The 19,339-nt window shown below is 66.7% G+C and carries 20 protein-coding genes; 8 read left to right on the top strand and 12 right to left on the bottom strand.

Annotation, left to right across the window (positions count from 1 at the left end; genetic code table 11):
• The first annotated feature begins 97 nt into the window (after nt 1–97).
• On the top strand, nt 98–1,399 hold the full coding sequence (locus RJT37_RS12575) for a DUF7405 family protein (protein WP_313684937.1): 1,302 nt from the start codon (nt 98–100) through the stop codon (nt 1,397–1,399).
• Between the two features lie 124 nt (nt 1,400–1,523).
• Here RJT37_RS12575 and RJT37_RS12570 read toward each other — a convergent pair whose 3' ends face one another.
• Nucleotides 1,524–2,192, bottom strand: a complete 669-nt coding sequence (locus RJT37_RS12570; protein WP_313684936.1) for a DsbA family protein — start codon at nt 2,190–2,192, stop codon at nt 1,524–1,526.
• A gap of 119 nt (nt 2,193–2,311) precedes the next feature.
• Here RJT37_RS12570 and RJT37_RS12565 point away from each other — a divergent pair, with 119 nt between their 5' ends.
• Entirely contained in the window at nt 2,312–2,533 is a 222-nt protein-coding gene (locus RJT37_RS12565) for a DUF1918 domain-containing protein (protein WP_313684935.1), read from the top strand.
• A 36-nt stretch (nt 2,534–2,569) separates the two neighbouring features.
• Nucleotides 2,570–3,028, top strand: a complete 459-nt coding sequence (locus RJT37_RS12560) for an RNA-binding protein (protein ID WP_313684933.1) — start codon at nt 2,570–2,572, stop codon at nt 3,026–3,028.
• 225 nt (nt 3,029–3,253) lie between these two features.
• Here RJT37_RS12560 and RJT37_RS12555 read toward each other — a convergent pair whose 3' ends face one another.
• The 9 genes from RJT37_RS12555 to RJT37_RS12515 all read right to left on the bottom strand — a co-directional run bounded on the left by RJT37_RS12555 (nt 3,254) and on the right by RJT37_RS12515 (nt 13,339).
• Entirely contained in the window at nt 3,254–3,817 is a 564-nt protein-coding gene (locus RJT37_RS12555) for a thioredoxin family protein (protein WP_313684931.1), read from the bottom strand.
• A gap of 107 nt (nt 3,818–3,924) precedes the next feature.
• The gene (locus RJT37_RS12550; RefSeq protein WP_313684929.1) at nt 3,925–4,350 is read right to left on the bottom strand and encodes an EamA family transporter; all 426 of its coding nucleotides are present in this window, start codon (nt 4,348–4,350) and stop codon (nt 3,925–3,927) included.
• Nucleotides 4,351–4,421: 71 nt separating this feature from the next.
• Nucleotides 4,422–5,672: an MFS transporter gene (locus tag RJT37_RS12545; RefSeq protein WP_313684927.1), complete on the bottom strand. Its 1,251-nt coding sequence runs from the start codon at nt 5,670–5,672 to the stop codon at nt 4,422–4,424.
• Nucleotides 5,673–5,748: 76 nt separating this feature from the next.
• A complete protein-coding gene (locus RJT37_RS12540) occupies nt 5,749–6,651 on the bottom strand; it encodes a DUF58 domain-containing protein (protein ID WP_313684925.1) in 903 nt (300 codons plus the stop codon).
• A gap of 2 nt (nt 6,652–6,653) precedes the next feature.
• Nucleotides 6,654–7,601: an AAA family ATPase gene (locus RJT37_RS12535; protein ID WP_313684923.1), complete on the bottom strand. Its 948-nt coding sequence runs from the start codon at nt 7,599–7,601 to the stop codon at nt 6,654–6,656.
• A 60-nt stretch (nt 7,602–7,661) separates the two neighbouring features.
• On the bottom strand, nt 7,662–8,747 hold the full coding sequence (locus RJT37_RS12530; RefSeq protein ID WP_313684921.1) for a DUF7502 family protein: 1,086 nt from the start codon (nt 8,745–8,747) through the stop codon (nt 7,662–7,664).
• Entirely contained in the window at nt 8,737–9,096 is a 360-nt protein-coding gene (locus RJT37_RS12525) for a hypothetical protein (protein ID WP_313684919.1), read from the bottom strand. The genes RJT37_RS12530 and RJT37_RS12525 overlap by 11 nt, the downstream gene beginning before the upstream one ends.
• Nucleotides 9,093–11,528, bottom strand: coding sequence for a VWA domain-containing protein (locus tag RJT37_RS12520; protein WP_313684917.1), 2,436 nt, complete (start codon nt 11,526–11,528; stop codon nt 9,093–9,095). Before RJT37_RS12520 ends, RJT37_RS12525 begins: the two co-directional genes overlap by 4 nt.
• Complete coding sequence (locus RJT37_RS12515) at nt 11,528–13,339, bottom strand: DUF7408 domain-containing protein (RefSeq protein ID WP_313684915.1); 1,812 nt, start codon at nt 13,337–13,339, stop codon at nt 11,528–11,530. Before RJT37_RS12515 ends, RJT37_RS12520 begins: the two co-directional genes overlap by 1 nt.
• A gap of 155 nt (nt 13,340–13,494) precedes the next feature.
• On the opposite strand from RJT37_RS12515, the gene RJT37_RS12510 reads away from it, so the two are divergent.
• Together RJT37_RS12510 and RJT37_RS12505 are read left to right on the top strand one after the other, a co-directional pair.
• Nucleotides 13,495–13,983, top strand: coding sequence for an Lrp/AsnC family transcriptional regulator (locus RJT37_RS12510; RefSeq protein ID WP_311173625.1), 489 nt, complete (start codon nt 13,495–13,497; stop codon nt 13,981–13,983).
• Nucleotides 13,980–15,146, top strand: coding sequence for a pyridoxal phosphate-dependent aminotransferase (locus RJT37_RS12505; protein ID WP_313684911.1), 1,167 nt, complete (start codon nt 13,980–13,982; stop codon nt 15,144–15,146). Before RJT37_RS12510 ends, RJT37_RS12505 begins: the two co-directional genes overlap by 4 nt.
• Nucleotides 15,147–15,242: 96 nt before the next feature.
• On the opposite strand, the gene RJT37_RS12500 is transcribed toward RJT37_RS12505, so the two are convergent.
• Nucleotides 15,243–15,851: a response regulator transcription factor gene (locus RJT37_RS12500; RefSeq protein WP_313684909.1), complete on the bottom strand. Its 609-nt coding sequence runs from the start codon at nt 15,849–15,851 to the stop codon at nt 15,243–15,245.
• A 182-nt stretch (nt 15,852–16,033) separates the two neighbouring features.
• Nucleotides 16,034–17,533 (bottom strand): IMP dehydrogenase, encoded by a 1,500-nt coding sequence (gene guaB, locus RJT37_RS12495; protein WP_313684907.1) that lies wholly within the window; start codon nt 17,531–17,533, stop codon nt 16,034–16,036.
• Between the two features lie 326 nt (nt 17,534–17,859).
• Here guaB and RJT37_RS20800 point away from each other — a divergent pair, with 326 nt between their 5' ends.
• The 3 genes from RJT37_RS20800 (at nt 17,860) to RJT37_RS12485 (ending at nt 19,275) form a co-directional block, all read left to right on the top strand.
• Nucleotides 17,860–18,069, top strand: coding sequence for a DUF8099 family protein (locus tag RJT37_RS20800; protein WP_465260711.1), 210 nt, complete (start codon nt 17,860–17,862; stop codon nt 18,067–18,069).
• Between the two features lie 6 nt (nt 18,070–18,075).
• Nucleotides 18,076–19,005, top strand: coding sequence for a DUF5794 domain-containing protein (locus tag RJT37_RS12490; protein WP_313684905.1), 930 nt, complete (start codon nt 18,076–18,078; stop codon nt 19,003–19,005).
• Between the two features lie 75 nt (nt 19,006–19,080).
• A complete protein-coding gene (locus tag RJT37_RS12485) occupies nt 19,081–19,275 on the top strand; it encodes a DUF5795 family protein (RefSeq protein WP_313689959.1) in 195 nt (64 codons plus the stop codon).
• Nucleotides 19,276–19,339: the final 64 nt, after the last annotated feature.

Genomic DNA, 19,339 nt, shown 5'->3' with positions numbered 1-19,339 from the left:
ATATCCGCGTCGTTTTGCGAGGCGTCCGTCGCTCGTTCACCGTGAGGCTCGCGCTCCGGATCAGAATCCACTTTGCCGCGGCTTCCATAGACCGTATATGTTCGACCGGGGTGGGAACCTGACTCGTCGGGAGCTGCTGAAGGCGGCCGTCGCTGCCGGCGGCACCGCGGCGCTTTCCGCGTGTCTCGACCGCTCGGGGGACCCGGTCCCCAGCGGCCCCGACGATCCGTCGACGCTCCCCGAACGGCAGCACGCCTGGAACGAACGCGTGCGAACCGACGAGCACGGGAACAGACTTCTCCCCCGTCATCAGGTGTTGCTCTACCTCACGCTCCCCGGTGACGGGGTACCCGATCCCGCGGCCAGGCAGACGGTCGAATCCGCGCTGACCGCGCTCGATCGGGCGTACGAGCGGAGCAGCGACGGGCTTCTGTCGTCGATCGCGTATACTCCACGGTACTTCGATCGCTTCGATACGGCGCTCCCCGACTCGATCGATCTCCCCGAGCCGCGGCCGCTGTCGCCGTTCGAGTCGCCCGCGCTCGACCGACAGGACGCGCTGCTGCATCTCGCTTCGGACCGGCCCGAGGTGGTCCTCGCCGCGGAAGAGGCGCTGCGCGGCAACGAACCGAGGGCAAACGGGGTTGCCGTCGAGACGCCCCTCACGTCGGTCTTCGAGGTTGCGGACCGCCGCACGGGATTCGTCGGCGCCGGGATGCCCGCCGAGCGACAGGAGGGACTGGCCGGCATCCCCGACTCGAATCCGGTCCCGGCGGAATCGCCGCTGTTTATGGGCTTTATCGCGGGCTTCAGGGAGAATCAGGCGACCGAGGACTACGTGACGCTTTCGGCGGGTCCCTTCGCCGGCGGCACGACGAAGCACGTCTCGAACCTCCGGATGCGCCTGGACGACTGGTACGAAGAGCAGACCTTCGAGCAGCGGGTCGCGGAGATGTTCTCCCCGGTTCACGCCGAGCGCGGGCTGGTCGAGGGCGTCGGCGAGAATCTCGGCGACGACAGCGGGCTCACACCCGAGATGATCGAAAACGTGCGCGAACACGCCCGGGAATACGCCCGGGTGGGTCACGCTCAGAAAGCAGCGCGGGGCAATCGTGACGCCGATGGGAACGTCCGGCTGTTGCGACGCCACTTCGAGTCCACGGACGACGACGAGGCCAGCCTCCACTTCCCGAGTCTCCAGCGGGGAATCACCGCGTTCGAGGAGGTTCGCGAGGCGATGAACGGGACGGACCTCACCGATGTGCCGACGATTCGGCAACGCGTGAACAACGGTATTCTCGAATACGTCTTTGTGAAGCGCCGAGGGAACTTCCTGGTCCCGCCGCGTTCGCTGCGCGCGTTGCCGACACCGGAGGGAGCGACACCCGGACTCGATTGAAGTCGGCGAGGGGAGCGACACCTGGGCTCGCCTGAGGTCGACAGAGAGAACGACACCGGGTCTCGAATAGGGTCGGAGGGTCCCTGATCGCGAACGGCGCCGACGATCCCGGAGGGGCGATCAGTTAGCCATCGAGAGCGCTGGCAATGGCAGCGTCGACAGTGTCCCACTCGTATCCGCGGAGTAGTTCTCCATCGACGTAGACAGCGGGAGTGCCGGGTACGCCGCGATCGCTGCCGGTCTGCCGGTCGGCCTCGACTACCTCGCGGTACGGTTCCTGCTCGGCGGCCGCGGCGACCGTGCAGCCGTCGACCCCGGCGTCATCTGCGAGGTCGTGGACGATCTCGTACCCGTTGCTACCCAGATCGCTCTGGTTCTCGTAGACGCCTTTCGCGAAGGCGAAGAACGTCTCGGCGTCGCTTCGATCCTGCACCGCTCGGGCGGCGGAGGCAGCCCGGTAGGACCACTCCTCGTCGACGGGGATGGGGAAATCGAAGTACCGATACTGTACTTCGCCGGGATCGATGTAGGTGGACTTGATTTCCGGGTACGTCTCTAAGGTGAACGTCTGACAGTGCGGACAGGCGAAATCCTCGAAGACGTCGACGGTGACGGCGGCGTCCTCGGGGCCGAGAGCGGGACGGGACATCGAGGAGACGGAATCGAGTGACCCGACGTCACAGCCCTCAGGAAGCGGACCGCTGCCCCCGGAGCCACCGAGGCAGCCGGCTGTCGCGGCGAGTGTTGCCGCGCCACCGAGCGCAGCGAGATACGATCGTCTGGTCGTTGGCATACCAGCCTGGAGGACCCCCGGCCTTATATATCGCCTGTCAGAGGACGGTGATTCCGCATTGTTTGTCCCCCCGCTCCCGAACCAGACGACTTTTCACCGCTGCAGGACGCTTCTCGTGTATGGAGTTCGACGAAGACGACAGCGTGGTACTGCACGACAAACACAGCGAGTTCGACGGCGAGGTCGGAACGATCACGCAGGTCGTCGAGACGATGTTCGGCGACGCCACCTACACGGTGAGCTTCGACGACGGTCAAGAGGTCGGCATCGCCGCGGATCAGCTCGAACCCGCAGACGGCGACGACACCGACGTCTACGACGACGACGCGGCCGACGAGTAACCGGAGTTTTTCCGTTTCGCCCCCGAACCACCTCCAATGCCCCGAATCCCGTTTCATTACGTCGATCTGCGGACCTTCTGCTACGAGACCGAAGACCAAAAGCGTGTGGAGCGGGCGCTGCGGACGTTCCTGCCCGAAGACTTCGAGATCACACGAACCGAAAGCGAGGGCCACCACGGTGATCGGATCGTCGTCCTCTCCGCGCGGGTGGAGAACGCCGACGAGGTCCGCTACGTCCTCGCTCGCCTCACAGAGTTACCGGAGTTCGAGGGGCTTTTGGCCGAACTCGACGAGCGTGTCACAGAGAACACTGAACTGTTCCTGCGCCTGGACAAGCAGGCGGCGTTCGGTGGCGAGGTCCGCCGCGGCGACGGGATCACGCTCAGAGCGAAGGTCGAGGCCTATCCGGCAAAGAAGGAGACGGCCGTCGAGAACGCCCGCGAGGCGCTGGAACGCGCGGAAGCGCTCGATCCGCCATCTGACGACGGCGAGTGACCGTCATTCGTCCCGCCGACGACGAACCAAGTCGAACTCGCCGGGAGACAGGCACAAACCTTGGTCGGACTTGCCGGCAGACGGCGACAAATGGCGAACAGGTAGCACTACGGCATCCGCAGGACGGCGTGCTACACACCCGCGGAACGCCCTGCGGCGGGTCTCACCGCACGGCGGTCGTGGTCCCGGGCTAGTATATAAACTCTCGCCAACGCCTCGTGAGTGTCACTCCTCTGTCCACTTGATCGAACAGCCCTGCGAGGGCGTCTCATCGATCGGAATCTCGTCGCCGGCGAGCAGCGCCTCGACGACCTCCCGCATCTCGTAGCGGTTCGGTTCCGCGTCCGGGTTCATCGCGTCGTCGAGACGAGAGTGGAACGCGAGCCGGAAGGTTCCGCCGTCGTTTTCGAAGAGGAACGGATCCGGAGTACAGACGGCGCCGTATTCGCGGGCGACGTCTTGGGACTCGTCGCGCAGATAGGCGGTGAACTGGATTTCGCCCGCCTCGACGCGCTCCTGCATCCGCTCGTAGGAGTCGTCGGGGTACTCCTCGGCGTCGTTCGGGTTGATCCCGACGACAGCGAGGTCCTCGTAGGCAGAGGCGAGGTGGTTCAGTTCGTCGACCTTCGCCTCCGCGTAGGGGCAGTGGTTGCAGGTGAAGACGATCAAAAGCGCCTCGTACTCCGCGAAGTCCGAGAGCGCGTACGTGTTCCCGTCCGCAGCCGGGAGTTCGAACGCCGGTGCCTCGTCTCCCTGAGACAGTTCGGAATCGGATTCGAGTACGACCATACCTTCGTGTACGCACGTTGGATGTAAAGATGCTGTCCGTTCGCCGTCGACTATCCTGTGCGCCGTCAACGATACCGTCCACCGTCGATCATTCCACTCGCCGTCGACTATTCGACGCTGACGAGGTAGATCGCGACCAGTCCGAGGCCGATTCCGAGCAGTTTCCGGGCGGTCAGAGATTCGTTGAGGAACGCGAACCCGATGGCCGAACTGAGAACCAGAAACATCCCGAAGATCGGCGAGACGACGCTCACCGGCCCGAGCGACAGGGCGCGGTAGTACGCGAGGATGCCGACGGTCACGCAGACGCCTGCGATCAACACGTAGATGGCTTTCGGATGGCCGATGTAGCCGAGCGGGTCCTCGCGGTTGACGACCACGACGAGGGCGGACAACACCACCAGGACGAAGTTCGTCATCAGCGTCGCCACGTTGCTCGGAATCGCCGTCGATCCGGTCGTCGCGACGCTCATCAGCGGCGGTACGACAGAGTAGGTGGCAAGCGCGAGCAGCGCCCAGGGAAGATAGCTCATACACCCGTCTGGGATGACCTGCCGATTCATCGTTTCGGTCCTGACCGGTGATGCGGACCCCTCGTCGCAGATCAATCGTCGGCGGCCGGCGCCGTCGCGGAGCGTCGGCGCGCTGCATCGCGGACGATCCACCACCCGATTCCCAGCGAGAGGACTCCGAGGGCTGAAACGGCAGCAAACGAGATCCCGAGTCCCGCGGTGTCGACGAGATAACCGAAGAAGGGGGGCGCGACAGCCCCGCCGAGGGAGATCCCGATCGTGACGAGGGCGAAAATCTTCCCCAGGTCCGCACGCGCCGATAGCTCGTCTGCGAGCGTCGAGCGCGCCGGCCGCGACAGGCTGATACTCCCGCTGAGAACCAGGACGATCCCGACCGCGAAGATCGGGAGCGCGAGCGTCGCAAGCAGCGCGGCGACGACCGCAAGGAGACCGTATCCGCCGATCAGGATCGGGGCGGGCCCGAGCCTGTCGGTGAGCCCCCCGCCGAGGAGGATCAGACCAGCACCAACCCCCAACATTGCGGACGTGAGGACGTTCGCGGTTCCCTCAGGGAGGCTATAGCCCGCCGCCAGCAGACTCGGCGTGTAGGTCCGGATCGCCCACGCCGCCGCGGAGGTTGAAAACGCCAGCACCGTCAGCGCGAGGATCCCATTCGATGCGGTCAGTGTACGGAGGAGGCGTCGCAACCGCCCCGGGATCGAACGGAGCGTCGGCCGGCCGTCGGGCCGCTCAGCCAGGCCGGGTTGCGTGATCGACTCGTCGACGTTCCGGAACTGTAGGAGACAGTACGCGGCGTACAGAGCGCCCAATGCTGCGACGGAGCCGATCGCGACGCGCCACGAGAACCCGAGCGCAGCGGTAGCCGCGACGACCGCGTACGGCGCCGCGAGGCCGACTGACCCCCCGAAGGCGTGGGCGCTGTATGCGCGGCCGCGGTTGCTATCCGTGGAGACGGCCGCAAGCAGCGGATAGTGGGCCGGGTGATGGCCCGCCACCCCGACGCCGACAACCACCTGTGCTGCCAGGAGCCACGCGTAGGACGTCGCAAGCGCGGTGAGGGCGGCGCCGACTGTTCCGACGACCAGCGATATCGCGAGGACGAGCCTCCGGCTGTAGGCGTCGGAGACGTAGCCAAAGGGGAGCTGCAGGAGGAGGACGACCGCGTTCTGGATCCCGATCGCCAGCCCGATCCCCGCGATACTCACGTCGAACCGCCCAGCGAGCACTGTCACGAGCGGGGCCAACATTACGAGATAGGTGTGGTTCACGAAGTGCGACCCGGCGATCAGCGCGACCACTCGACGATCCTGCGCGGCGGACACGGACGAAACTCACACACGGACTGAAATATACCCGCCGAATCGCGTCGCGCCGGTCAAAATCTGGCCCCCCTACAGGTCACCGACCCCGCGAGCCGCGGCCCGGCGTCCCCCGACGCTCCTGTCGCGCCCAGACGTCGGCGAACGCCCGGAAAAAGTCGGCATCGGTGTCGACGACGACGTGTTCCGCGCGGAGCGATCGTGCCCGCGCGGCGACGTCGTCGATGTGCCCCGAGAGCCGATCGCGGTACGCCTCGACTGTCGAACCCGCAAAGTACGAACGATGCGTCTCGCCCGTCTCGGGATCCTCGAACACGGCGTCGCCGACGACGTCGGGGTCCCGTTCCGCTGGCGCGACGACGTGGACCAGGAGAACATCGCTGTGGCCGAGCGCCGCGAGGCCGTCTTCGATCTCGTCGGGGTCTTCGAGGAAATCGCTGATGACGATGACGAGCGACCGAGACCGGATGGTTCGAGCGTACGTCTCCAGGGATTCCCGAAAGTCGGTCCGGCCGTCGGGATCGACGGCGTTCACCGAATCGAGGAGTCGGAGCAGTTCGCCGCGCGTCGAGCGGCCGCGGTCGAGTCGCTCGACGTCGGTTCGGAACGTCGAGACGCGGAACGAGTCGTGGGCCGCAGCCGCGAAGTAGGCGAACGCCAGGGCGAATCGCGCGCCGAACTCGAATTTGTGTTCGGCGCCGTCGCCGAAATCCATCGATGCGGAGGTGTCAAGCAGGATGTGGATGGTGAGGTTGCGCTCGGCCTCGAACTGCTTGATGAAGTGTTCGTCAGTCCGGGCGTAGACGCGCCAGTCGATCAGTCGCACGTCGTCGCCGGGGGTGTATCGGCGGTAGTCGCTGAACGTCAATCCCTCGCCGACGTTCGACGATTCCGTCCGGCCCTGTCGCAGGGCGTCGGTCTGTGCGCGCAGCGACCCCTCGAACCGCGCCAGTTCGTCGAGAAATGAGGGATCGATCGCCATCGTCACAGGAGATCCGCGACGATCTCGTCGGGGGTGATTCCCTCTCGCTCGGCCCGGAAATCGACGATGAGGCGGTGTCTGAGCACCGGATGCGCCATCGCCTCGACGTCTTCCCAGGAGACGTGCGAGCGTCCTTTTAGGAACGCGCGGGCCTTCGCCGCGAGGACGAGCCCCATACTCGCACGCGGACTCGCGCCGAACTCGACGTCCTCGGCCGTCCGCGTCGCCCGAACCAGGTCGATCACCCGATCGCGGATGTCGTCGGCGATGGGCACCTGGCGAGTCAACTGCTGTGCACGCATCAGATCCTGCCGGGACAGCACGCGATCCACAGCGGGATCCGGCGCACCTGTCGTATACCGGTCCACGATGGCTCGCTCCTCGTCGCGGCTGGGGTACTCGACGAGAATCTTCAGGAGGAAGCGGTCGGTCTGTGCTTCCGGAAGCGGATAGGTCCCCTCCTGGTCGATCGGGTTCTGGGTCGCGAGCACGAAGAAGGGGCGCGGCAGCTCCCGGGTTTCGCCCGCGGTCGTCACCTGCTTTTCCTGCATCGCTTCCAGCAGTGCCGCCTGCGTCTTCGGCGTCGCGCGGTTGATCTCGTCGGCGAGGACCAGGTTCGCGAACACCGGCCCCTCCTCGAAGACGAACTCGCGGGTGTTGCCGGACTCGCGGATGATCTCCGTCCCGGTTATGTCGGCTGGCATCAGATCCGGCGTGTTCTGGATCCGGGAGAAGGACAGATCGGTCGCCTCGGCGATCGTCCCCACGAGCGTCGTCTTTCCCAGTCCGGGGTTGCTCTCGATCAGAGCGTTGCCGTCGCAGAGCAGACAGGTCATCAGCTGTTCGACCACCGCCGACTGGCCGACGATCCGCTTTGCGACCTCCTCGCGGAGGGCGGCGAGTCCGTGCTGAATCCGATCGATGTCGTCAGTGTCGTGTGGTCCGTTCATAGTGGCTGCATCTGTCGGGTCCTCGTGGTATCGTGTTCCACATCGTCTGCGTCTCCGTCTTCAGTTCGTCCCTTCGGTTCCATCGTCCTCTCTGTCGTCGAACTGCCTGATCCGGACGTTGTACTCACGGACGAGTTCGGCGTCCTCGAACCGCTCTTCGCCGGCGAATCCGGCTTCCTGGCTGTCGAATTCGCCGCTGCCGCCGCCACCGCCGCCGAGGCCGCCGTCGGGGGCAGTCGAGCCATCACCGGTCCCCTCCCCGGTGCCCGGCACGGTGATGTTCTCCAGTTCGTCACCGGCCGCGACGTCCTCCTCGTCGCCGAGGATCTCCTCGCCGTCCTGAAGTTCGTCGTCGTCCGGGCGGTCCACGCCGGGCGTGTCGGCCGTGCCGCCCAGGATCCCGCCCAGGTCGGGATCGACGACCGCGACCTGGATGCTCGCGAGACTGACCAGGGCGACGAGCAGGACCGTGACGGCGACACGCCGGGCTTCGACCAGTTCGCGACTCGACGTCTCCCTGAGCGTGTCGATCACGTCGTCGTAGAGGCGGCGCGCCATCTCGGTGTCGGCGCCGCCGTCGACCGCGTCGCGGGCGGTCCTGAGCGCCTCCCGAACCGGCGGGTTCGCGGCCTCGAACTGCTCGACGAGCGGTCTCCGGAGTCGGACGAGGGAGGCCGCGACGAACGCGACGAGGCCGACTGCGATTGCCGCGAGTGCGGTGATGCGGATCGTCCGCGGGGCGACATCGCCGAGCAGCGGGAGGCCGCGGAGTGCCCCGACGACGACACCAGGGAGGCCGAGGCTTCCCGAAAGCCACGATGGGTCGGCGACTGCGAGCACGAGATTCGCCACGAGCGCCAAAAGCGTCGCCTCGACGGTCGCGTGGACGAGAGCAGCTTTGCGGACCTCCCAGCGGACTTCCGCGAGGGCGGCTTTGATACGGTCGGTCGTCGCGTCGACGTCCTCCCCGCCTCCGAGGGACTTCCCCCCGTCGCCGCCGAACCCGGGATCCGCGTCGAACGTCACGGGCTCGGTGGACGTATCGCCGGCCGCTGCCGACCCGTCGGGATCGCCGGACTCGGATCGGCGGTCGTTCTCGTAGTCGCCTTCGTGATCGTCCTCGTGGTCGTCACGCTCACTCGACATTTTCGCACTCCTCCGGGAGGCTCTCGTTGCCCTCGCGTATTCCCTCACAGACCGCGCGCAGGTCCTCGCGGTAGGCGTCGCGCTCGGACCGGACCTCGGCGAGCGTCTCGTTTGTCGCCGCGAGGCGTTCTTCCAGCCGATCGACCTCGGAGCGCAGCGAGTCGATCCGGTCGCGTGCCGATTGCAGATCCTCGCGAAGCTGTTCGTTCTGTGCCCGCAACTGTTCGTTCTGGGCCTCGACGTCGGCGACGCCGGACTGGTACAGCACCGTGGCTCCGACGGTCCCCGCAGCGAGGACGATGAGGGCGACGACCAGCGCGAGGTTCAGGCTACGACCGACGTACGTCACGGGAGACCTCCGTCGGCGGGTCTATTTCGGCGACGGACTTGAAGCCGCCGGTAGCTCACCTCGATCGTGAAGAGCAGGAGTCCAAAGAGGATCGGAAGCCACGTCCAGTCGGTCCTGACCGGTCGCACGCCGACGGACCGCTGTGCAGCGGCTCGAGCGATCCGCTGCCCCTGGGCCACGGTGTACTCCTCGCCGCCGGTCCCCTCGACCAGCGTCCGGAGCGCCGGATCGGGGCCGAACGCCGCGTACTCCCGCGGGTAGTTCGCGGCGTAGGTGGCGTTCAACACTTCGTAGTATCCCGCCTCGTCCGGCGTCAGCGACGCGCGGTACGTCTCCTCGCCGACCCGCTGGAACGATACATCGGCTGCCTCCGGGCGCTCCGTGCCCCGATACGTCACGCTCGTCGATTCGCCGACGCGGGTGTCGGGGACGCCGACCACGCCGGTGGCCTTCCGCTCGGGGTCGCCGACGGCGTAGTTCGTCGTCCGCGTCAAAAGCAGCGAGTCGGGCTCCCGGAGCAGGCCGTCGAGCGTCCCGTCCTCGCCGTGGGCGGTGACTGTCGCCACCCGACCCAGGCCGTACCGCCACGTCGCGAGCGCGGGCTGGCCGTTCTCGCCGGCGACGAGGAACGACGCCCCCGAGCGGACCGAGACGTCGTTGAAGGAGTCCGGCGAGGCGGTGAGAGTGACGCCGGAGGTCACGAAGTGGGTGCGGTCCAGGACGACGAGCCCGGAGGCACCGGGCGCCCCCGCGCTGCCGAAGAGGATGCCGAGCTGGGTCGTCTCCGTCGCACGGAAGTAACTGCCGCCGCCCGCGCCGGCGATCGTTCGGAGCGTCCGCTCGTTGATCCGCTCGCCCGCGCCGACGGTCACGACCCTGATGCCGCGGTCGGCGAGCCCAGAAGCGACAGCTGCAGCCTCGTCAGGGCTGTCGTGGCCGTCGCTGACGAGGATGACGGTGCCCCGGCGGTCGCCCAGGAGTTCGCCGCCGCCGCGGACGCCCGCCGCGATGTCTGTCGCACCGCCGGACCGGAGGCGCCGGATCTTGTCCCGCAGTTCGCCGCGGTTCTCCGAGAGCGGTTCGACCGACGCGACGCGGTACGCCTGGAAATTGAAGCCGACCAGCCCGACCTCGTTCTCGTCGCCGAGCTGATCGAGCACCGAGAGCGCGGTGGCTTTCTGAATCCGCATCCCCTCCTCGGCGCTGCCGGAGACGTCCACGGCGAGGACGATGTTGGTCGCGCTCCGTTGCCCCTCGCCGACGGTCACCGGCAACATCGACGCGAGGTTCGAGCCCTCGTAGCCGCCGCGCTCGAAGGAGTTCTGGCCGCCGACGACCACCAGGCCGCCGCCCTCGATGACGAACTCCTGCAGGTGGTCGACGTTCCCGACCGAGTCCGCGGGGGCGTCCTGTACCACGACGGCGTAGTACTCCGAGAGATCCTCCGGGACCTCCTCGGCGGTGTCGACGTCGTACAACTGGCCGAGGTAGTCACGGTAGGGATACTCGCCCGGCGAGACGTAGAGGATCTCCGGCTGTTCGACTACCCGGACCGTCTTCCGGTAGACGTCGTTCTCGGAGAACCGATCGAGCGCGTCGATTTCGGCGGTTACCGTGTGGCTCCCGGTCGAATTGAACGTGTGGTTGAACTCGACGGTCGTCGGAACCGTCTCCGTCGTCCGCTCGGCGACCTGCTCGCCGTCGACGCGCACGGTGAGCGTCGCCGACGTGTTGGGGCCGACGCCGTCGATCCGTGCGGCGAACCGGTTCTCGACGCCGCGGCTGGCCTTGTCGGGCCCCGCGACGGTCACGTATCGTTCGGTCGTCCGCGGATCCGGGGAGACGACCGAGACGGTGGCGTTGACCGAGCGGGCGAGCGCGGTGGCCTCGCCGAGCGGCTGGCCGCTCGTCACCCGGCCGTCGCTGAGGAGGACGACCTCGCCGCCCTCCCGGAGGTTCGCCGCGACGGCGTCGCCGACCGGCGAGGTGTCGTTCGTCCCGACGGGCACCCGCCGAACCGAGACTCCCTCCGATTCGATGGACGACTCGAGGCGGTTCGATACGTCCGGCGAGACGGCCATACTGTCGGAGCGGTCGACGAGCAGCGTCACGGTCGGTTCCCCGGCCGTCTCCCGGGACTGGACGGTGTACGGGCCGGCGGCGCCGAGGACAACGAGCGCGACGACCAGCACCCGCGCGGCGAAGAGCAAGCGTCGCGAGCGCTCGGAAGCCGTGCCCTCGGCGCCGTGGAAGAGGAGCGCCCAGATCGCGAGGACGCCCAACGGGAGCGCAATGAGGAACAGCGGACGGGCCAGGCCGACCGAGAGCGCCTCCGTGAGTTCGACCGAAACGGACGCGATCGGGGCCTCGGTCGGGACGGCCGCCATCTCGGATCCGCCGCGAATCCCTACTGTCGCCGCGAGCTCCAACATCAGAGATCACCCCGCTGGCGGAGGAACGCGAGTTCGCCCAGCGCGACCGCGACGATGCCGAGGGCGACGAACTCCGTCAGCGGGTCGGGCGCCGTCCGCCGCTCCTGACGTATCGTCGGGCCACCGGCCGCATCCGAATCGATCTCCGAGGCCGAGACGTCGGACTCTGCGGCGCTAAGCAGTGATGCACTGTACCGGTCACCGTCCGCGACGTAGAAGCCCGCGTCCTGAACATCGATCGCTGTGGCCCTGACCTCCCCGCGCGGCGTCTCCACGGTCGTCTCGTTGCCGAACCGGAGTCGGTCGCCGGTTGCGCGGTTGAGTTCGGAGAGGGATTCACGGTCAGCGAGCGCGAAGACGCTTCGCTTCCAGAAGATCGGGTACTCGAAGTCGTATTTGAACGACGACGCCGACTCGATGTAGCCGTAGTAGAGGATCCGTCCCTCGCCTCGGTCGGCCGTCGCGATGAGCGGCGAGCCGTCGGTCGTCGAGACGAGCGCGCGACCCGACCGGAGGTCGCCGCTGACGTAGCGTTCCGGCGGCGGGAAGGTGATGTCTCGCGTGAGGTCGTCGTCGACGGGGGTATCGAGCGTCGGGTTCGAGGCCAGACGGTCCGGCGCGATCAGGAGTAGATCGCCGTAGGCGGCCGTCGGCATCGACGTCCCGGCTTGGATCCCGACGCCGCCGCCGGCAGCGATCGCCTCGCGGCCGGCAGCGACGTAGCGATCCCCGAACTGCTCGGGGTCGACGTTGCTGTAGAGGACGATGTCGTACGCGTCCGCCGGCGGATCCGGGATCGAATTCGGCGGTTCGACTACTGTCACGGAAACCGGATCGATCACCGACAGGGCGGTCAAAAGATAGCGGTTCCGGTCGTTCGTCACGACCAGGACGTCCACGGCGGCGTCTGTCGGCGCGGCGACGTAGGCGACGTCGTCGGTCGGGAACGAATCCGACGGCGACAGTCGGATCTCGCCGCCGCCAGCGGGCACCGGGAGCGTGACGCTGCGGACGTCGCCGGGAGCCAGCGTCAGCGTCTCTTCGGCGTCCCCAAGGGAGACGCGACGGGTGGCTTCCGAGTCTCCGAAGTTCCCGACCGAGACGGTCACGTTGTCGCCCGAGAACTCGCGGTCGACGATGCCGACGTTGTCCGCGCCACCGCCGTCGAACTGCCGGAGGTCGACCGTGAGGCCGCGGGCACGCGCCGCCCGAACGGCCGACTCCCAGTCGCTGTCGCCGGCGAAGTCGCTGAGGACGACGATCCGGGCGTTCTCGCCGGCCACGCTCGTCGCCCGCGCGATCGACGTTCGGAGGTTCCCGGGCGCGTCAGTCGACTCGATGGCTGCCAGGGTCTCACGGGCGTCGGCCGCAGTCCCGTCGCGGATGGCGATCGACCCTCGCCCGTCAGCGAGGACGACCGACGTGGTCGAGGTGACCGCGCCGTCGGCCGAATCAACCGCCCGATCGAACCGCGTCGTGCCGCCGTCTTCGACGTTCATACTCGCGCTCGCATCGAGAACCACGACGGTCTCTTCGACGGTCTCCGACTGCGAGACTGCCACGTAGGGCGCCGCAAGCGCCGTCGCAAAGAGGAGGATCGCGAGCAACTGCAGGAGAAGCGGGATGCTTCGCTTCAGTCGCTCGAACAGCGGCGACGACGACGATGTCCCCGCAGCCTCAGAGAGGAATCGCACTGTCGGCAGTGTCACGCGGCGGGGATCCGGACGAACCAGGTACAGGAAGATAACCGGCACCGCTGCGAGGAGGGCGGCGAACCCGAGTGGAGAGAGGAAGACGTCCGAGAGGGCCATCGTATGAGCGGGGGGCCGCCGGGGTATTGGACCTTTCCCACCGCCGGCGCGCCGTGCCGATCCGGAACGGCATCGGGGGTCGCGGTGGCAGCCGCCGCCGAACCCCCCGAGACCGGAGAGCAAACCATTTCAACGGGGGCCGCATCGGATCGAGTATGGAAGCGAAGCGGGAACTGCTCGACCTGTTGCTGAGTGACGCTCGCGAGAGCACCGAAGACATCGCCCGACAGCTCGGTGTCGACGCAGCAACGGTCGAGACGCTGGTCGACGAGCTGGAATCCGAGGGCGCGATCCGCGGCTACCAGGCCGTCGTCGACTGGGACAACGTGGACGAGCCCCACGTCAGCGCGGAGGTCGAGCTGAACGTCGAACTCGACCGCGAGACCGGGTACGAGGAGATCGCCCGGCGGATTGCGAAGTTCCCCGAGGTCTCCTCTTTGCGGCTCATCTCCGGGAGCTACGACTTCGCCGTCGACGTCGAGGGCGAGTCGATGCGGGACGTCTCGATGTTCGTCTCCGAGCAGATCGCGCCGATCCCGGAAGTCACCCAGACGGTGACGCACTTCGTGATGACGACGTACAAGGAACGCGGCGTCTACTTCGGCGACGGCGACGACGACGATCGCCTGGCCGTCTCGCCATGAGGGAGGCCGCGTCCAGCCCGCTCTCCCAGCGGGTGCGGGAGACGCCACCCTCGGGGATCCGACGCTTCTTCGAACTCGCCGAGGAGATGGACGACCTCATCTCGCTGGGCGTCGGTGAGCCGGACTTCTCGGCGCCGTGGGCCGCCCGTGCGGCCGCCATCGACTCCCTGGAACGCGGGCGAACATCGTATACAGCAAACCGGGGTCGGAGCGACCTCAGAGAGCTGATCGCCGAGCACGTCCGCCGGTACGACCTCTCGTACACCCCCGAAGAGGAGATTCTCGTCACTACCGGTGCCAGCGAGGCAGTCGATCTGGCGATGCGCGCGCTCGTCGATCCCGGCGACGCCGTCGCCGTCCCCCAGCCCTCGTACATCTCCTACGGGCCCACGGTGTCGTTCGCGGGGGGCGAGCCGCTTCCTGTCCGAACGCGCGCGGAGAACAACTTCGCGCTCACCTACGAGGACCTCGAACGCGACGGCGCGGCAGAGGCGTCGGTGCTCGTGCTCTGTTATCCGAACAATCCGACGGGCGCGGTGATGACTCGCGAGGAACTCACAGAGGTCGCCGAGTTCGCCCGCGAGCACGATATCTTCGTCCTCTCAGATGAGATCTACGCGGCGCTCCGCTACGAGGACGACCACGTGTCGATCGCGACGCTCCCCGGAATGTTTGACCGGACCGTCGTGTTCAACGGGTTCTCGAAGGCGTACGCGATGACCGGGATGCGCCTGGGGTACGCGCTCGGTCCCGCCGAAGCGATCGGCGCGATGAACCGTATCCACCAGTATACGATGCTGTCGGCGCCGACGACCGCGCAGTTCGCCGCCATCGAGGCACTGCAGTCCTGTGACGGCGCCGTCGAGGAGATGCGCCGCGCCTTCGACCGCCGCCGGCAGTTCGTCATCTCGCGGTTCAACGAGATCGGAATGGACTGCTTCGAGGCGAAAGGCGCCTTCTACGTCTTCCCCGAGTGTCCGCCGGGCTGGGAGGACGACGAGGAGTTCGCTGAGACGCTGATCCACGAGGAGCGGGTCGCACTCGTCCCCGGCCGGGTCTTCGGCGACGGCGGCGAGGGTCACCTTCGCGTGTCCTACGCTGCCGGGATGGACGACCTGAAAGAAGCGCTGAACCGGATCGAGTCGTTTATCGACGAGACGTAATTCCTCGCTCGACCACTCGACCCGCTCAGACGTCTGTGTTCACTCCTTCGACCCGCGCAGACGTCCGCGCTCACCTTCTCGACCCGCTCAGACGTCTTAGTCCGCTCCGTCGTCCATCTCGAAGGCAGCCTCGAAATCATCCCCGATGTCGCGGTACATCGCCGCGACGTCCTCCTCGTCGTCGAATTCGCCGACCGTCCGGTCGAGCTGTTCACGGAGCTCTTCGACTCGCGCCGAAAGTTGCTGGTACTCCTCGTTGTTTTCGAGAGCGACAGCGTCTTTCTCCGCCTCCAGAATGGCCTTCTTCGAGGCCAAAGAGAAGAGTTCCTGCATTCCCTCGTCGTAGGACTCCCGGAGGCGAAGCCCCTCGACAGTCTCCGTCAGCGACTCGCGGGAGACGGGCTTTACGAGGTAGTCGTCGAAGCCCATCTCGACGATGTCGAAGTCGGGTTCGACCGCCGTGACCATCGCGACGCGGCAGTCGAAGCCGCGCTCTCGGATCTCCTTGAGGGCTTCGTCACCCGAGAGATCCGGCATCCGCCGGTCGAGAAGGACGACTTCGACTTCGTCGTCGAGCTTTTCGAGCGCCTCGCGTCCCCCATAGGCGACGCGGACGCGATACTCGCTTCGGAGCCACGTTGCGTATAAGTCAGCGAGGTCCGGCTCGTCTTCGACGACGAGCACCAGCGGCAGATCATCGCTCATAGATGGATTCCTGGTGTTTCGAGGACACCGATACAAAGGAATGACGTGCGGGGGTATATCAAGATACCCCTTGGACGCTCCCGGCGTGGGACGGTCATACTGATTACTCTCACTGTTTCCCGCCGAGCGCCACCCTCGTTGGCAGACCTCTGCGGGAAGAGACGAGAGTAATCAGTATCAGGTTAGTTCCCCTCCGGGCTGTAGTTCGGCGCTTCGTCGGTGATCATCACGTCGTGGGGGTGGCCCTCGGTCTGGCCGGCACTGGAGACGCGGACGAACTCCGAGCGGGTTTTGAACGCCGGAATCGTCTCTGCGCCGACGTAGCCCATCCCGGAGCGCATCCCGCCGACGAGCTGGTGAATCTCAGACGCGAGGGTTCCCTTGTACGGGGTCGCGGCCTCGACACCCTCAGGCACGAACTCGTCGTCCTCTTCGGTGTCTTTGAGGTACCGTTCGCCGCCGCCGGATTTCATCGCCCCGACCGAGCCCATCCCGCGGTACTGCTTGTACTTCTTGCCGTTCATCGTGATGACACGCCCGGGCGCCTCCCTGGTGCCGGCAAAGTACGAGCCGAGCATCACTGCGTCTGCCCCGGCCGCGATAGCCTTGATCGCGTCGCCGGAGTACCGGATTCCGCCGTCGGCGATGACGGGCACCCCCTCGGGCGCGGCGACGTCTGCAACCTCCGCGATTGCGGTGATCTGTGGCATCCCCGCGCCGGAGACGACGCGTGTGGTACAGATCGAGCCGGGACCGATACCGACTTTCACTCCGTCCGCGAAGTCGGCGGCGGCTTCGGCCGCCTCGCGAGTCCCGATATTGCCGACGACGACGTCGGCGTCGACTGTCGCTTTGATTTCCCGGGCGCTGTCGAGGACATCGAGGTTGTGCGCGTGCGCACAGTCGATGAACACGATATCGGCGCCGGCCTCGTCGGCGGCCTCGGCGCGGGCAGCCTCGAAGGGGCCGACGGCGGCTCCCACGCGCAGTCGCCCGTCCTCATCGCGCGCGGCGTTCTCGTGCTCGCGGCGCTGTAAGATTCCCTGCATCGTCACGAGGCCGACCAGTTGCTCTTCGTCGTCGACGATCGGGACACGCTCTATCTTGTGGTCGTACATCAGTTCGAGCGCCTCGCGGGCGCCGACGTCGCGTAACGCGGTGATGACCTCGTCGGTCATCGCCTCGCGCACTTCGTCGGACTCGCCGACTTCCAGATACGGGCGGATGTCCGTCGCCGAGATGATACCGAGCACGGTGTCGTCGTCGTCGACGACGGGCGCCCCCGAGACGCCTTCCCGCTCCATCATCTCGTCAACCTCCCGGACCGTCTGCTCGGGGTTCGCAGTCACGACGTTCTCGCGGCGGATCACCAACTCGTCGGCGCGCTTGACGCGTTCGATCTCGGCGACCATCCGCTCGATGTCCATATTCCGATGGAGCACCCCGAGACCGCCTTCGCGGGCCATCGCGACTGCCATCTCTCCTTCGGTGACAGTGTCCATCGCTGCCGAGAGGATCGGGATGTTCAGTTCGACGTTTTTCGAGACTCGCGTCGAGACGTCCGCGGCGTCGGGTTCGACGCGACTCTCTTTCGGTCGAAGCAGCACGTCGTCGAACGTCAGCGCCTCCGGCACCTGCAGTTTCTCCGAGAATGAACCGTGTTCGGGAACGTCGTTCGCCATATAAACGGTCCCAGGGCGACCGACAAAAGCGTTGCGAGACACCACGGCCCTGTCGATCGTTGCCACGTTTCGGCCCGGAATCGACACGATCGTGGATATATCTTGGCCTCCAGGCAGTCGGAGCGGCCGGACGGCCGCCCGCCGAGAACGCTCCGAGGAGATAGTTGCCCTCGCCACCATTCGCGTACTTAGTCGCCAGTTTGTCGAATAACCCCCGGCACTTCTCGAAGCCCGACGGTTCTTCCGGCAGTATGGTGAAAGAGGCCAAGATCCGTGAGCACTCGTCCCACACAACGTTTAATATCCCACTCCGATTGATATGAAGTATGGACTCCGAGTGTCCCTCTGCATCGCGCATCGCGGGTCAGCCGATCGACCGCCACGATGCCACCTTTACATTTACAGCGATGCAGAATTTCAAACGTGGGAACTGGTTCCCCACGCGCGATTCGCTCGGAGTGCTCGGGAGCGCCCGCGGCGCCGCGCCGTCGGGCTTGCGCCCATATCGCCGTTTGGCCGATGGTGACGGCCGCTAGTCCCGGATGAGCGTTTCACGTCACCCCGTCGCACTCCGCTTAGAGCAACAGGTAGGTGGGGCGACCAAGCTCCTCGCGACGGTGATGGCCCTGCCGCTCGTCGACGGCATCTTCCCCGCACTCATCATTGCGGGTGCGCTGTCCAGCCCGCTCGGTATCATCGAGACCGGGCTGCTGATCTTCGGCGGATCGGCCACGGTCGCGGTCATCCTCGCGGAGATGGAGGGGACGCGCCGCGAACAGGTCACGGCCATCCTCATCCTCGGCGCCGTGCTGCTGCCTCTCGCAGGAGTCGAAGCGCTCTTCGCGGAGACGCTGAAGGCCGTCCTCAACTTCGAGGTGTTCCACCGCTTTGCGGGCCTCGTCATCCTCGCCGTCGCGGCGAAGACGGCCTCCGCGAAGGTGGGAGAGTATCTCCCCTCGCCGAGCATCATCATCGGTCTCGGGCTGGTCGCCAGCGTCGACATCAACGGCGCCGCGCTGTCTCTCGAACCCAACGTCTCGACGGTCGCACCGGCTGTCGCGGCCGCGGGCGTGGGCGTCGCGTTCGCCCTCGCGGTCGCGCTCGCCGCGCCGCAGCTCCGCGGTGCGGTGGACATCGACCGCTTCCGCTTCGGGAGTTCCGTCGCCCTCGGAATGCTCGCGATCGACGTGCTGGGCCTCCTCCCCACGGAAGCCCCCGTCGCCCTGGGCGTGCTGGGCGTCACGGCGCTTTTCGCCTACGACCCCTCGGCGGGGCCAATCGGGGACGAGGACGTCGCCCCATCGGAGGCTGACCCCTCCTCGGCGTCGAGTGCGGCCGTCGCCGACGGCGGCGACCCCGACGACTCTGACGCCGATGTCGACGACCAGGACGCTGACGACGTCAGCGGTTCGGACAGCGACGTCGGATACGGCTACTCCGAGGCCAACGGCTCCAGAGCGCCCTGGCTGTAGGGGGCGCTCCCGCGACGCATTTACCACCCTCCGCGTTCTTCCCGGCGTATGAGCAACCGCGTCGTCGAAGGACGGATGGTCACGCCCGAGCGGCTCGCCGAACTCGTCGAGGGTGAGCGGCCGATGGAAGCCGAAGCGATCGAAGACGCCGAGATGGACTGCCCGGAGTGCGGTGAGAACGTCCTCTCGGTCGGGTATATGCCGAGCGTCACGGAGTTCGTGACGGCCTACAAGTGCCAGGAGTGTTCGTGGGCGGATACGGATCGGTGACCGTCTCCGATCGCCACGTGTGACTGGCGACCGATCGTAATTCCTTTATGCGGTATCGGCATAC

It is taken from the genome of Halobellus marinus, assembly GCF_032113415.1.
GTDB classification, from domain to species: Archaea; Halobacteriota; Halobacteria; order Halobacteriales; family Haloferacaceae; genus Haloquadratum; species Haloquadratum marinus.
The sequence above is the reverse complement of the archived record's forward strand: the minus strand, read 5'-3'. Positions and strand labels throughout refer to the sequence as shown.